The 13,274-nt window shown below is 71.4% G+C and carries 14 protein-coding genes; 9 read left to right on the plus strand and 5 right to left on the minus strand.

The features are described from left to right. Nucleotides 1–110: 110 nt before the first annotated feature. A complete protein-coding gene (locus tag KK483_RS23995; RefSeq protein WP_262007306.1) occupies nucleotides 111–308 on the plus strand; it encodes a hypothetical protein in 198 nt (65 codons plus the stop codon). A gap of 19 nt (nucleotides 309–327) precedes the next feature. Here the strand turns inward: KK483_RS23995 and KK483_RS24000 are convergent, their stop codons facing one another. Beyond that, a complete protein-coding gene (locus KK483_RS24000; RefSeq protein ID WP_262007307.1) occupies nucleotides 328–1,779 on the minus strand; it encodes an AarF/ABC1/UbiB kinase family protein in 1,452 nt (483 codons plus the stop codon). A gap of 42 nt (nucleotides 1,780–1,821) precedes the next feature. Continuing rightward, nucleotides 1,822–2,973, minus strand: a complete 1,152-nt coding sequence (locus KK483_RS24005; protein ID WP_262007308.1) for a ThiF family adenylyltransferase — start codon at nucleotides 2,971–2,973, stop codon at nucleotides 1,822–1,824. Between the two features lie 240 nt (nucleotides 2,974–3,213). On the opposite strand from KK483_RS24005, the gene KK483_RS24010 reads away from it, so the two are divergent. The 4 genes from KK483_RS24010 to KK483_RS24025 all read left to right on the plus strand — a co-directional run bounded on the left by KK483_RS24010 (nucleotide 3,214) and on the right by KK483_RS24025 (nucleotide 6,903). Next, complete coding sequence (locus tag KK483_RS24010; protein WP_399014712.1) at nucleotides 3,214–3,810, plus strand: M48 family metallopeptidase; 597 nt, start codon at nucleotides 3,214–3,216, stop codon at nucleotides 3,808–3,810. Nucleotides 3,811–3,920: 110 nt separating this feature from the next. Next, nucleotides 3,921–5,453: a TerD family protein gene (locus KK483_RS24015; protein WP_262007309.1), complete on the plus strand. Its 1,533-nt coding sequence runs from the start codon at nucleotides 3,921–3,923 to the stop codon at nucleotides 5,451–5,453. A gap of 8 nt (nucleotides 5,454–5,461) precedes the next feature. Beyond that, entirely contained in the window at nucleotides 5,462–6,139 is a 678-nt protein-coding gene (locus KK483_RS24020; RefSeq protein ID WP_262007310.1) for an AIM24 family protein, read from the plus strand. An 11-nt stretch (nucleotides 6,140–6,150) separates the two neighbouring features. Further along, nucleotides 6,151–6,903, plus strand: a complete 753-nt coding sequence (locus KK483_RS24025) for an AIM24 family protein (RefSeq protein WP_262007311.1) — start codon at nucleotides 6,151–6,153, stop codon at nucleotides 6,901–6,903. 81 nt (nucleotides 6,904–6,984) lie between these two features. Here KK483_RS24025 and KK483_RS24030 read toward each other — a convergent pair whose 3' ends face one another. Together KK483_RS24030 and KK483_RS24035 are read right to left on the minus strand one after the other, a co-directional pair. Beyond that, complete coding sequence (locus tag KK483_RS24030) at nucleotides 6,985–7,527, minus strand: NUDIX hydrolase (RefSeq protein WP_262007312.1); 543 nt, start codon at nucleotides 7,525–7,527, stop codon at nucleotides 6,985–6,987. Then, on the minus strand, nucleotides 7,524–8,990 hold the full coding sequence (locus tag KK483_RS24035) for a zinc-dependent metalloprotease (RefSeq protein ID WP_262007313.1): 1,467 nt from the start codon (nucleotides 8,988–8,990) through the stop codon (nucleotides 7,524–7,526). Before KK483_RS24035 ends, KK483_RS24030 begins: the two co-directional genes overlap by 4 nt. Nucleotides 8,991–9,181: 191 nt before the next feature. Between KK483_RS24035 and KK483_RS24040 the strand changes: the two genes are divergently transcribed. The 4 genes from KK483_RS24040 to KK483_RS24055 all read left to right on the plus strand — a co-directional run bounded on the left by KK483_RS24040 (nucleotide 9,182) and on the right by KK483_RS24055 (nucleotide 12,487). Next, nucleotides 9,182–10,318, plus strand: coding sequence for an SDR family oxidoreductase (locus KK483_RS24040; protein WP_262007314.1), 1,137 nt, complete (start codon nucleotides 9,182–9,184; stop codon nucleotides 10,316–10,318). A 143-nt stretch (nucleotides 10,319–10,461) separates the two neighbouring features. Beyond that, a complete protein-coding gene (locus tag KK483_RS24045; protein ID WP_262007315.1) occupies nucleotides 10,462–10,923 on the plus strand; it encodes a molybdenum cofactor biosynthesis protein MoaE in 462 nt (153 codons plus the stop codon). 209 nt (nucleotides 10,924–11,132) lie between these two features. Next, a complete protein-coding gene (locus KK483_RS24050) occupies nucleotides 11,133–11,303 on the plus strand; it encodes a hypothetical protein (RefSeq protein WP_242329752.1) in 171 nt (56 codons plus the stop codon). Between the two features lie 95 nt (nucleotides 11,304–11,398). Beyond that, on the plus strand, nucleotides 11,399–12,487 hold the full coding sequence (locus KK483_RS24055; RefSeq protein ID WP_262007316.1) for a PDZ domain-containing protein: 1,089 nt from the start codon (nucleotides 11,399–11,401) through the stop codon (nucleotides 12,485–12,487). A gap of 149 nt (nucleotides 12,488–12,636) precedes the next feature. On the opposite strand, the gene KK483_RS24060 is transcribed toward KK483_RS24055, so the two are convergent. Further along, nucleotides 12,637–13,194, minus strand: coding sequence for a PPA1309 family protein (locus tag KK483_RS24060; protein ID WP_262007317.1), 558 nt, complete (start codon nucleotides 13,192–13,194; stop codon nucleotides 12,637–12,639). Between the last annotated feature and the right edge of the window lie 80 nt (nucleotides 13,195–13,274).

A 13,274-nucleotide genomic window follows, 5' to 3' on the forward strand; every position in this document is an offset into this window, starting at 1 on the left:
AGGCCCTCAGGCACCACGCACAGCTCCCACCGCGGGGGCCGGTCCGAACCGACCGGCCCCCGCGGTGCGTTGTCCCTGCCCGTCGGCCCGGGTGGGGTTATCGTCACGAGGTGGACCAGCACACTCATCACCCAGTCCAGCCGGGTGCCGAGAACGTCGTGTGTTCCCGGTGCGGCAAGGTCGCCGAGGGCGCTCCACCGACCTGGACGTGCTCCGTGGAGAACGGCCGGCGCCACTACTTCTGCGACGACTGCGCCCGCGCCAACATCAGGGCCATCGAGGGGCGGCTCGACTCCGCCTGGTGGTGATGGTGGCCGAGGCGACCGGTCAGGCCTCCACGACCAGGTCGTCCCTGTCCGTCTCGCCGGCTTCCGCGAGCTCCCTCGCCTCCCTCGCCTCCTCCGCCCCCTCGGCCTCGTCCGTCTCCGCCAGGAAGCCCGGCAGCCAGGACTCCAGCTCATCGCGGAGCCGCACTGTCGCGTTCAGCTGGCAGAGCACGCCGATGGTGCTCAGCGTCACCCGATGGATCAGCAGATACGCGGGCGGCAGATTGAGCTGCTTTCCCAACTGGTGTGCGGGGGAGCGGGGGTCGGCGATCCGCGCCGCCTGGCTGCGCATCCAGCTCCGGGTGAAGGTGAACGTGTCGGCCTCGGCCGGCTCGATGATCGGCAGCAGATAGTCGAGCACCGCGTCGGGGTCGAGAGCGATCGACTCCTTGACGAATCCCTCCTCGCACAGCAGTCCGTAGACCGCATCGGCCTCGCCTGCCAGGGTCATCCGCAAGGACTCCCCGATGGTCCCGGGCAGTCCGCCGGGGAGCCGGTCGACCGTGCCGAAGTCCAGCACGCCGAGCCGCCAGCCCTCGCCGCCCTGCTCGCCCTCCTCACCGCTGTCCTCGTCGGCCGGGGGCAGCAGCCGGAAGTTCCCCGGGTGCGGATCCGCATGGAGCAGACCCGTGCGTGCGGGGCCGGCGAAGAGGAAGCGGGCCAGCAGCTGCCCCGCTCGGTCCCGCTGCTCCTGGGTGCCGTCGCTGATCACCTCGGCGAGCGGTATGCCGTCGATCCATTCGGTCACCAGCACCTGGTCGCCCTGGTGGACCACGTCCGGCACGACCACATCCGGATCGCCGTCGAACTCCGCCGCATGCTCCTGCTGGGCCTGCGCCTCCAGTCCGTAGTCCAGCTCCTCCGAGACCCGGTCCCGCAGTTCGGTGATGAGGGGCTTGATGTCCATCCCCGGAATCAGCGGGCCCAGCAGCCGGGCGAACCGGCTCAGCTGGGAGAGGTCCGACAGCAGCGCCTCACCGGCGCCCGGGTACTGCACCTTCACCGCGACCTCGCGCCCGTCGTGCCAGACCGCGCGGTGGACCTGTCCGATCGAGGCGGCGGCAGCGGGCTTGTCCTCGAACTCCAGGAAGAGGTCTCGCCAGTCCTCGCCCAGCCGCTCCCTCAGCACCTCATGGACCGTGCTCGTCGGCATCGGGGGCGCGGCGTCCTGGAGCCTGGTCAGCGCGGCGCGGTACGGGCCCGCGATCTCCTCCGGCAAGGCCGACTCGAAGACGGACATGGCCTGCCCGAACTTCATCGCGCCGCCCTTGAGCTCGCCGAGCACCTTGAACAGCTGCTCCGCCGTCCGCTGTTGCAGCTCTCGCGCGACGATCTCCGCTGACTTGCCACCGATCCGCTTGCCCAGGCCCCAGGTGGCACGCCCGGCGAAGCCGAGGGGAAGAGCGGCCAACTTGGCGGTACGAGTGACCGCCTTCCGGGGAAGATCAGACATGGCGCCCCTCCAGATCCCAGACTGCCGTGTCGCGTGCGGCGGTTACCCGGCCATTGTGTCCTGCGGCGTCCCGGCCCCCGAGGCGCGCTCCCCCTCAGTCTGCCCAGCGGCACCGCAGGTACAGTCGTGATGAGCCCTGATCGGCGAGGAAGCCCAGTCGAGCAGCGGCAGTGACGCCTCCCACCGTGCTCCTGTGCTCGCCGGCAGCTCACCGTCCAGGAACGCCAGCGCATGGGCCGCGGCCAGCCCCGCGACCGCGGTGGCGAGCCCCAGATCACAGGGCCCCGCGGTGATGCCACGGTGGCCGGAGCGCCACTGCGCCAGCATCCGCGGCCACGCAGGGTCCCGCTCGGCCCTGGCCAGGTCCAGACATCCGGCGCAGGCGCTGCCGCCGGGCAGCACCAGCGGTCCGACCACGCCGGTGGCCTCCACAACCCCCGCATAGAGATGGGGAGTACCGGTGGCGATCCACTGCCCGGAGGCTGCCGAATCGGGAGCGTAGGCCGCGAGGCCGTCCCGAGGCGCGATGATCACCAGGGAGAGCGGGGGCTCGTCCAGAGGCGGCCCGCCGGGTGGCCGTCGTGGCGTCCGGGGCACCTTGCCCGGGGCGGACCGCCGCACCAGCTGCCCCGCCGCGGTGGCGCGGCGCTCGCCCACCGCATCGGCGGTAAGCCCGCCGGGCGCCACGTCCCAGGGCTCCGTCAGACCTCCGTCCAACACCTCCACCGTGCCCACACCCGAGGCGGCCAGCACCGCCGCGACCGCCGCCCCGACCCTGCCCGCACCCCGGATCTGCACCCGCATCGCGCTCCGGGCGGCCAACCGGGCCATTGCGCCGCCTGGTTCCGGATGGACGACGGAGAGTGAGGCCAGGTCCGGGCGCAGCCGGTCGAGCGCGCCGGCCCGCTGCCGTAACGCATCGGCCGCTGCCCCGCCGCCCGTCGCGTCGTCGACCAGGCCCGCCTTCGTCAACCGTCCGAGCAGCGTGTCCACCTGGCCCTCGGGCAGCCCCATGGACCTGGCCTCCTCCCGGAGCAGGGGCATTCCCCGTGTCCCGTCGAACAGCGACATCAGACTCCCGGTCGCCGTGTCCACCGGTCCGACCACGACCGCATGCGCGGGTGTCGCGCCGAACTGCACATACTGGCGGTCCCGCCAGGCGCGCCGCAGCGCCGGTTTCACCATCGGATGCATTTCCGCCCCCCTGTCGGGTCCGCTCGTTCGGACCTCGTTCCGCTTCCGTTTCCACGCGCCGCTCTTCCGCGTCGTGTGGATCTTTCTCGCATCAGAATGCACGGACCCGGCAGCGTGCCCGGAAAGTTATCCACAGGCATCGGGTATTAGTCGTTCAAATGGTGCGAGCCGTCGAATGGATCACGCGTGAACCGACCCGGAGGCGGGACTTCCTCCACTGACAGCGGGTAACGTCGGGGCGTGTCCGCCGACCGACCGCACAGCGCCGAAAGCCAGCAGCGCAGCGTGACCCGACTCACCTCCCGCTCCTCCGCGACGAGCGCTGTCGAGGTCCGCAGAAGCGCCCGGCGCAGCAGAACGGTCTCCGCGTACCGGGAGGGCGACCGCACCATCGTGCTCATCCCGGCCCGCATGTCCGAGGCGGAGGAGCAGCGCTGGGTGACCGTGATGCTCGACAAGCTCGCGGCCCAGGAGAGCAAGCGCACCCTCGGGGACGCGGAACTGACAGAGCGCGCAGAGCGGTTGTCCGAGCAGTACTTCGACGGCCGCGCCAGGCCCACGTCGGTGCGCTGGGTGACCAATCAGAACACCCGCTGGGGGTCCTGCACCCCGGCTGAGGGCAGCATCCGCCTGTCCCACCGGCTCCAGGGCATGCCGGAGTACGTCGTCGACTACGTGCTGGTCCACGAGCTGGCCCATCTGCTGGTCCCGGGGCACGGGCCGCGCTTCTGGCGGCTCCTGGAGGCGTATCCGCGCACCGAGCGGGCTCGCGGCTACCTCGAAGGCGTGGTCGCGGCGGACCGCCTTCCCCATCTCCCCACCGCGCGCGGAGAGTGAGTCCGGCCGGTCTGTACCGATTCCGTCCCGGCTTGGCTCATTGTCGTTCGCAGCGGTTAGCCTGGCGCGACGTATTCAGAGTTCGTCGGGATGGGGGACGGTCGTTACGCATGGCCAGGGAATTCCAACGAGGCCACAAGGCCAAGATCAGTGATCTGACTCCGGGGACCGATCTGTATGTGGGCGTGCAGATCGCGGCGCCCGGACTGACCTTCGACATCAGCTGCTTCGGCCTCGACGCCGGTGAACAGCTCTCGGACGACCGGTATTTCATCTTCTTCAACCAGCCGAAGTCGCCCGAGGAGTCCATCCAGCTGCTCGGCGCGCAGGCGGGTGACACCGAGTCGTTCCGGGTCACGCTGGACCGCATCCCCACGAGCATCCACAGGCTCTCGTTCACCGCGACCATCGACGGCGCCGGCCAGATGTCGCAGATCGGTCCCGGGTACATCCGGATCGTGGCGGGCGGTGAGGAGGTCGTGCGGTACGCCTTCTCCGGCTCCGAGTTCTCCACCGAACGCGCGGTGATGCTCGGCGACTTCTACCTCAAGGACGTGTGGCGGTTCGCCGCCGTCGGCCAGGGCTTCGACGGGGGCCTGGACGCGCTCCTGAAGAACTTCGGCGGCGAGGTCGCCGAGGAGGAGCCCGCCGCGCAGCAGCCGCAGCCGGCCCTGCAGGCCGCGCCCGGGTTCGCTCCGCCCGCGCAGGCGGCCCCACCGGCGCCCGCACCCGCCACCGCTCCCGCGTTCGGTGCGCCGGCCGCCCCGGTGCCCGCGCCCACAACTGCGCCTGCGCCTGCTCCCGTGAGTCCGCAGATGTACTCGGCGCCGACCATCCCCGCACCGATGACCCCACCCGACGCCGTGCCCGCGCCCTTCGCCCCCCAGCCGCCCGGCGCTCAGACCCCGCCCGGAATACCCGGCCCGCCCGGTGTGCCGGGCCAGCCCTTCGGCGGCGTCCAGGCGCCGGGGCCCGTTCCCGCCGAGGCCGGACTGCGCGTCGTCCTCACCAAGTACGCCGAGGTGGCCGTCGGCGACCGGTGGACCGAGCAGAACCCCCAGCAGGTGCGGGCCACCCTCACCAAGGGGCAGTCCATCCTCGCCAAGCAGGGCAGCATGGTCGCCTACCAGGGAGACATCGACTTCGCCCACAAGGGCTCCGGACTGCTCGGCAAGCTCACCGGCCAGCTCACCGGCCAGGGCATGGCCCTGATGCGCTGCTCGGGCGACGGGGAGGTGTTCCTCGCCGACGAGGCCAGCCGGCTCTTCGTCATCCGCCTCCAGGGCGAGCAGCTCTACACCAGCGCCCATGGCGTCCTGGCCTTCGACGAGTCCCTGGACACCGAGATACGCCGGATCGAGGGCGCGGGACTGCCCGGCGGCGGGTTCTTCTCGATGCTCTTCTCCGGCACCGGCGCCGTCGTCGTGAAGACGCGCGGCATCCCGGTCGTCCTCCCCGTCGGCCCCGCCACGTACGTCGACGGCAGCGCCGTGATCGCATGGTCGGCCGGTGCCCAGGCCGTCACCACGGCCGCGCTGCGGCTGCGCCGCTCCGGCTACGCGAGCAGCCAGTCGGAGGCGATCAACCTCCAGTTCCGGGGCGCCCCGGGCAACTTCGTCGTCGTCCAGCCCTTCGAGGTGTGAGGCAGGCCATGGATACGCACACGCTCACGGCCCACCGCCCCGCGCCCACCGGCGTCCGGATGGCCGTGCACAGCGCCAAGACGCTCAAGGTCACGATGGTCACGGGCCAGGACCTGATAGCCAAGTCGGGCTCGATGATCGCGTACGACGGCTATGTGCAGTTCGACGCGCCCCCCGGCACGCTGCGCCGTACCGCCGAGGCGATGGTCACCGGCGAGGGCGGCAAACTGATGCTCTGCCGTGGCGACGGCGACCTCTACCTCGCCGACTACGGCGCGGATGTCGTCGTGGTCCATCTCGCCGACGAGGCGCTCTCGGTCAACGGCGCGACCCTGCTCGCCTGCGACGCCTCCCTTCAGCTCTCGATCGAGCCGGTCAAGGGCATCGCCAAGCTGTCCGGGTCCGGGCTGACGAACCTCGTCATCCGCGGCACCGGCTGGGTCGCCCTCGTCAGCCGGGGCATTCCGACCGTGCTCGACTGCGCCGAGCGCGAGACGTACGTCGACCCGGACGCGCTCGTCGCCTGGACCACCGGCCTCGAGATGAAGGCGCGGCGCACGGTCAAGGCGAGCGCCCTGATCGGCCGGGGCAGCGGCGAGGCGCTGCAGATCGGCTTCAAGGGCCAGGGTTTCGTCGTCGTCCAGCCCAGCGAGGACACCGGCGACCGATTCAAGATCCGGGGCTGAGAGGAGCACCCATGCACAGCACACTCTTCGCGCACGTCCCGGTGGAGTCCACCGAGCGCTACACGCTCCAGAACCCGCAGCTGCTCAAGGTCGACGTGAACCGGGGCAGCGGTGCGATCCTCGCCCGCCAGGGCGCGATGGTCGCGTTCGAGGGCCAGATCGACTTCGAGAGCCAGTACCGCAACCGCGGCTGGCGCAACGTCGAGCGGATGACCAACGAGCGTCTCGAACTGATGCGCTGCAAAGGGAACGGCTACGTCTACCTGGCCAACTTCGCGCAGCACATCCACATCATGGAGGCCGGCAGGGGCATCACGGTCGACAGTTCCTCGGTGCTCGCGCTCGACGGGACGCTCGGCGTCGGCATCGTCGCCGTGGACAGCGCCGTCGGGGTCGCCTCGGCGGGTGCGTACAACCTGGAGCTGACCGGTGCCGGCAAGGTGGCCCTGCTGACCTCGGGCGAGCCCCTGGTCCTGGAGGTCACCCCGCAGCGCAACATCTGCGCCGACGCCGACGCGGTGATCGCCTGGTCGACCTCACTGCACACCCAGATGCAGGCGCCGACCTCCACCTCCGCCGTCTGGCGGCGCAGGGGCTCGACCGGCGAGGGTTGGGAGATGCAGTTCCAGGGCAGCGGACACGTCCTCGTCCAACCCAGCGAACTGCTGCCCCCGCAGCACCTGCGCAGCTCGGGCCTCCTCGGCCAGTTCGGCATGGGCGGCGGTGGCCTGCGCGGCAACTCCCTGGGCGGCAGCCGCAACTGACGGTCGTACGACTGCACGAAGGGGGCGGCCCCGCGCCCGGCGGGACCGCCCCCTTCGCAGGTCACAGAAGCGTACGGACGGTCAGAGCCTGGCCCGGGTGGCATCGAGCAGCCGGACGACAGACGCGTCGGCCACGGCCGCGACCTCGTCGTAGGCGAACCAGCGCAGATCCAGCGATTCCTCGCTGATCGCCTCCACCGCGCCGGCCGGAGCCAGCGCCGCGTACTGCACGTCGAGGTGCCAGTGACAGGGCGACGGGATCGCATGCCGGTCCAGCGTCACCGGGCCGCCCGGCAGCAGCGCGAGCCCCGCAATCCCGGACTCCTCCGCCGCTTCACGAAGCGCCGCATCCGCGAGCGTGGCATCCCCCGGCTCGCAGTGGCCGCCCATCTGCAGCCACATGCCCAGCTTCCTGTGGAGCGTCAGCAGCACCCGGCCGCGGGACGGGTCCACGACCAGCGCGCTGGCCGTCAGATGCCCGGCACCGCACGCCTTCCACATACCGTCGGGATGCGCCGCAAGGTGATCCAGATACGTCTGGCGCAGCGACTCCTGGCCCTCGCCCCCGCCGCTGTCGCCCTCGTACTCCTTCAGGACGCGGACCGCGTCGTCGTACAGGCTCACTTGTCGCTGTCGCCCTCGTCGTCCTTGTTGCCCCGGTCGTTCTCGTCGCTCTTGGCGTCCCGCGCGTCGTCCCGGCCCTTGGCCGCATCGCCGAGCATCTTGTCGATCTCCGAGAAGTCGAGGTGCTCGCGGTGCACGAAGCCGTCCGGGTCGTCCAGGTCGGACGCGGTCGGCAGCATGTCCGGGTGCGCCCAGAGGCCGTCACGGCCGTCGAGCCCACGGGCGTCGGTCAGCGAGGCCCACAGCCGGGAGGCATCCCTCAGCCGGCGCGGACGCAGCTGGAGACCGATGAGCGTGGCGAACGTCTGCTCGGCCGGGCCGCCGGAGGCGCGGCGGCGGCGCAGCGTCTCGCGCAGCGCGGCCGCGGAGGTCAGCCGGTCCTTCGCGGCGTCGTGCACGACCGCGTCCACCCAGCCCTCGACCAGCGCGAGCGCGGTCTCCAGCCTGGCGAGCGCCGCCTTCTGCTCCGCGGTCTCCTCGGGCTGGAACATTCCCTGCTGGAGTGCCTCCTGCAGCTGCTCGGGGTGCGTCGGGTCGAACTGGCCGACCACGTCCTCCAGCTTCGTCGTGTCGACCTTGATCCCGCGTGCGTATCCCTCGACGGCGCCGAACAGGTGCGAGCGCAGCCACGGCACGTGGGCGAAGAGCCGCTGGTGGGCGGCCTCGCGCAGGGCCAGATAGAGCCGCACCTCGTCCTTGGGGACGCCCAGGTCCTTGCCGAACGCCTCCACGTTCAGCGGGAGGAGGGCGGCCTTGCCGGCCGGGCCCAGCGGAAGGCCGATGTCGGTCGAGCCGACGACCTCGCCCGCGAGCACACCGATGGCCTGTCCGATCTGCTGGCCGAACATGGCGCCGCCCATGGAGCGCATCATGCCGATCAGCGGGCCGGCCATCGCCTGCATCTCCTCGGGCAGCACATCGCCCATGGCCGTACCCACGCGCTCGGCGACCGGGTCGACGAGCTTCTGCCACGCCGGCAGGGTCGCCTCGACCCACTCCGCGCGGCTCCACGCCACGGCGGTGCCCGCCCCCGAGGGCAGGGGCGTCGCGCCGTCCAGCCACAGGTCGGCGAGGCGCAGGGCCTCCTCGACCGCGTGCCGCTCGGCCGGCCCGACGCTCGCGTCCTTCGTGCCGTCCGGAGTGCCCTGGGAGACCGTCTGGCGGGCGATCTGCTTCGCCATGTCCCAGTTGACCGGACCACCCTCATAGCTCAGCATCTGGCCGAGCTGCTGGAAGGCCGCACCGAGGTCGGTGGGGTTCATCGAACCGAACATCGCGGCGAACGGGTTCTCCCCGCCGCCCGGACCACCGGCGCCGGGGAAGCCGAATCCCCCGAAGGGGTTGGCCGCGCCGCCCTGGCCTCCGGAACCCTGCCCACCTCCAGCGGGGTCCTTCTTCTTGCCCTCGTCGCCGTTCTCCGGCTCCTCCGGCGGAAGGCCGAATCCGAATGGGGTGTCACTCACGGGTTTCCTCGGCTCGTAGGGCCGCCGGCTTCCTGCCGGCGGCGACTGCCCGACAACACCACCAGCGTAGACATCCGGGCCCCACATGGGCTCAGTGCTCCACCGGCGGACTGGCTGCGGCAGGATGGACGCCACCTGGTCCGTACGTGTCATCCCGCGTACGTACTGAAGACAACCGCTGGAGACGCCCGGTGAGTTCCCCAGATCCGCAGGTTCGCGCGGCACACGGTGCTGACGTTCGCCACAGGCGAAACCACTCGGCCTCGGCCGCGGGGCGCGGCCCCGTGGTCGCGGTCACCGGCGCCGCCTCGGGCGTCGGGGCGCTGCTGACGGCACGCCTTGCCGCGTCCGACGAGATCAAGCAGGTCATCGCCATCGACGAGCGGCGCGGCGACGTCGCCGAGGCGCACTGGCACATCCTCGACGTCCGCGACCCCGCGATCGCCGAGAAGCTGCGCGGCGCCGACGTCGTCGTCCACCTCGCGCTCGACCTGGACCTGGAGACCGACTCGGCGGCTCGTACCGCGTACAACGTGCGCGGCACCCAGACCGTGCTCACCGCCGCGGCCGCCGCGGGCGTCCACCGGGTCGTCCTGTGCACGTCGGCGATGGTCTACGGAGCGCTTCCCGACAACGACATCCCGCTCTCCGAGGACGCGGAGCTGCGCGCGACGGCCGAGGCCACGGGGGTCGGGGACCTGCTGGAGATCGAGCGCCTGGGCCGCCGCGCACCCCGCGCGCACCCCGGCCTCAACGTGACGGTGGTACGGCCGGCGATCCTGGTGGGCGGTACGGACACGGCCCTCACCCGCTACTTCGAGTCGCCGCGCCTCCTCGTGGTCGCCGGCTCCCGCCCCACCTGGCAGTTCTGCCATGTCGAGGACCTGGTGAGCGCCCTGGAGTACGCGGCCCTGGAGAAGGCCGAAGGCGAGTTCGTGGTCGGCTGCGACGGCTGGCTCGAGCAGGAGGAGGTCGAGGAGCTCAGCGGCATCCGGCGCATGGAGCTCCCCTCCGCGGTGGCGCTCGGCGCGGCGGCCCGGCTGCACCGGATCGGGCTCACGCCGTCCCCGGCGGGCGATCTCGCGTACACGATGCACCCCTGGGTGGTCAGCGTCGGAAGGCTGCACGACGCCGGCTGGCGCCCGCAGTGGACCAACGAGGAGGTGCTCGCCGCGCTCCTGGAGGAGGTCGAGGGCCGGCACACCGTCGCGGGCCGTCGGCTGGGCCGCAAGGACGCCACGGCCGCGGCGGGTGCGGCGGGTGCGACGGTCGCACTGCTCGGTACGGCGGCACTGGTGCGGCGGGCCCGCAGGCGGCGCGGACTGTAGCGCCGCAGTGCGTCCGGGGACATCGGGGCACCCGGGGACCGGTGCGACCGCGGCAGCCTCTGTAGGAGGCTCCAGACGCGGCCCCGCCCGCCCGGTGGAAAGCGCTATTCCGCGTTGTCAGCAGCGTGCGGCACGATGGGGCCATGGCCCACACGAACACCCACCCCGGCGAGCAGGCGGCAGCGGATCCGATCCGGCTGCTGGATATCCGCGACACCCCGCTCTCGGTCGACGAGGTCTTCCGCGCCGTCGGTGACGCGGCGGCCGGTGGCACGGCGCTCTTCGTCGGCACGGTGCGCAACCACGACGGCGGCGCCGACGTCGACACCCTCGGCTATTCGTGCCACCCCACCGCCGAGGCGGAGCTGCGCCGCATCGCGGAGAAGGTGGTGGCGGAGTACCCGGTGCGCGCCCTGGCCGCCATCCACCGTGTGGGTGACCTGGAAGTGGGCGATCTCGCGGTGGTCGTCGCCGTTTCGTGCCCGCATCGTGGTGAGGCGTTCGAGGCGTGCCGGAAGCTGATCGACGATCTCAAGCACGAGGTCCCGATCTGGAAGCACCAGCGGTTCTCGGACGGTACGGAGGAGTGGGTCGGCGCCTGCTGAGGGAAGCCCCTTGAGGGAAGCCTCCTGAGGGAAACCTCTGGGGAGCCATCCCGCGCGCAGTGACCCCTTCGTTGACCCGAATGGGGGGCAAACGCGGTCCGATTTGCGTAACCGGCACCCTGGCACCAGCGTTGAACCGACGGATGGTTAATCTGCTGATCGTTCAGTGTTGCAGCGGTTGCCTCAGCTCATGGGGTCGGGAGGTCGGGATGGCGGCACTTGCCTGGTTGCTTATTCCGCTCTTCGCCGCCGTCGGGGCGGCGATATGGGGAAGCTGGGCCTCGCGCAATCGCACTACGGGGGACGTCGCCGAGCTCGCCGGTTATGCACGCTTCCGCGATGCGATGGAGAAGTCGCACTCCGGCACGGACGCCGCCTGACCCGCATGGTGAGGGGTCATGGCCCGTGCGGGCCCGGGCCCCGTACGGCCCGGCCCGACGGGTGCACTGACGGACCAGTCCCGTACTGTCGTTCCATGCCACGCCGCACAGCGACGATGCTCGCCTCCACCCTGATTCTCATCGTGCTGCTCTGCGTGGGCGTCCTGACGACGCCGCCCTATTCCGAGATGTCGCCCGGGCCGACGGTGAACACGCTCGGTGAGTCCGGTGGCGAGCCGGTGCTCCAGATCTCCGGTCGCAAGACCTATCCGACGTCCGGGCATCTCAACATGACGACGGTCCGGGTCACCGGTGCCGACTACAAGATGAATATCGCCGAGGTCGTCTACGGCTGGCTGGCCCACGACAACGTGGTGGTGCCCCACGACACCCTCTATCCGGACGGCAAGACGGAAGAGCAGTCCAACCAGGAGAACGCCGAGGAGTTCAGCCAGTCCCAGGAGAGCGCCAAGGTGGCGGCGCTGCGGGAGCTGGGGATCCCGGTGCGGACCCGCGTGGTCGTCTCCTCCGTCCGCAAGGACAGCCCGGCGCAGGGCAGGCTGCACGCGGGCGATGTGATCAAGGCCGTGGACGGCGCTCCGGTCAAGGCGCCGGACGACGTCGCGAAGGCCGTCACCAAGCACGAGCCCGGTGGCAAGGTCGTCTTCTCCGTCGTCCCGGCGAAGGAAGCGGCCGCGGCGGAGAAGGCGGGCAAGGAGCCGAGCGGCGCCCAGGACGTGAGCCTGACCACGGTGAAGGCGGGCGACGGCGACCGGGCGATCGTCGGGATCACGGCGGGTACGGATCACACGTTCCCGTTCAGCATCGATATCAAGCTGGCCGACGTGGGCGGCCCGAGCGCCGGACTGATGTTCGCCCTCGGCATCGTCGACAAGCTCACCCCGGCCGATCTGACCGGCGGCAAGTTCGTCGCGGGCACCGGCACGATCGACGAGACGGGGGCCGTCGGACCGATCGGCGGCATCGAGATGAAGCTCGTCGGCGCGCGGAACGCGGGTGCGGAGTACTTCCTGACGCCCAGCGACAACTGCAAGGCCGCGGCATCCGACATCCCCGACGGTCTCACGCTCGTCAAGGTCGGCACGATCGACGACGCCACGAAGGCCCTGGAGAAGATCCGCGGCGGTGACACCGCGGGGCTTCCCAGCTGCTCCACCGGCTGACCGCCCGCCCGGGGCCGCGGACGAAGGCGACGGGCAAGGGCGACCGGCGAGGGGGCGCACCGCATCAGCGGGGCGCCCCCTCGCCGTGCATGGCTGCGTCCGGCGTCTGGCGTCCGGTGCCCAGCACCCCGGCCCGGCGGCGTAACCGGCTACGCCTCGAACGTCGCCGACAGCGCCTCGGCCAGCCCCGGCACCAGGTCGGAGCCGGTGAGCACCTCCGTGGGGGAGTCCTTCTCGCGCAGCCGCAGCGCCGACTCGCGCGCGCCGTCGCGCAGGACCGCCACCGTCATCCGGACCTCCTGCCGGTCCGGGTGTTTCGCGACCCACTTCGCCAGAGCGGCCTCGTCGAGACCGTCCGGTACGGATGCCTCCGCCGACGGCGGCAGCATCAGCCGCTCCACCGTCAGTGCGCAGCCCGCCACCGCGTCGGGCCAGGCGATCGTCGCGAGGAACTCGTCCAGCGCGGTGCCGGATGGGATCTCGTCCTGTTCGACGGGGGTGAGCGGCGCGGCGGCGTCCGCTTCGTCGAGACCGAGCTGGGCGGCGAGGCCCGGCTCCTGGGCGCGCAGCTGCGCGGTGTCGACCAGGGCGAAGAGCCTGGCCGGCTGGTCCCAGCCGAGGCCGGACGCGTACTCGTCGATTTCGAGCACCGCTCGCGTGAGCGGGCTCGCGGCCATCGGGGGGCCTGAGGGGGAATCGTTGGACATGGTCAATATCCTGCCTCCTTCGGGCCCGGAGTCGGGAACTAGGTAAAGCCTCAGTAAGTTGCATGAGTGGGCTCTACGAT

Source organism: Streptomyces sp. FIT100 (assembly GCF_024584805.1).
Classification (GTDB): Bacteria; Actinomycetota; Actinomycetes; order Streptomycetales; family Streptomycetaceae; genus Streptomyces.

Coding starts and splice junctions, on each gene's coding strand:
- KK483_RS24000 (WP_262007307.1), bottom strand. CDS start 1,779: ATGTCTGATCTTCCCCGGAAGGCGGTCACTCGTACCGCCAAGTTGGCC.
- KK483_RS24005 (WP_262007308.1), bottom strand. CDS start 2,973: ATGCATCCGATGGTGAAACCGGCGCTGCGGCGCGCCTGGCGGGACCGC.
- KK483_RS24015 (WP_262007309.1), top strand. CDS start 3,921: ATGGCCAGGGAATTCCAACGAGGCCACAAGGCCAAGATCAGTGATCTG.
- KK483_RS24020 (WP_262007310.1), top strand. CDS start 5,462: ATGGATACGCACACGCTCACGGCCCACCGCCCCGCGCCCACCGGCGTC.
- KK483_RS24025 (WP_262007311.1), top strand. CDS start 6,151: ATGCACAGCACACTCTTCGCGCACGTCCCGGTGGAGTCCACCGAGCGC.
- KK483_RS24045 (WP_262007315.1), top strand. CDS start 10,462: ATGGCCCACACGAACACCCACCCCGGCGAGCAGGCGGCAGCGGATCCG.
- KK483_RS24050 (WP_242329752.1), top strand. CDS start 11,133: ATGGCGGCACTTGCCTGGTTGCTTATTCCGCTCTTCGCCGCCGTCGGG.
- KK483_RS24055 (WP_262007316.1), top strand. CDS start 11,399: ATGCCACGCCGCACAGCGACGATGCTCGCCTCCACCCTGATTCTCATC.
- KK483_RS24060 (WP_262007317.1), bottom strand. CDS start 13,194: ATGTCCAACGATTCCCCCTCAGGCCCCCCGATGGCCGCGAGCCCGCTC.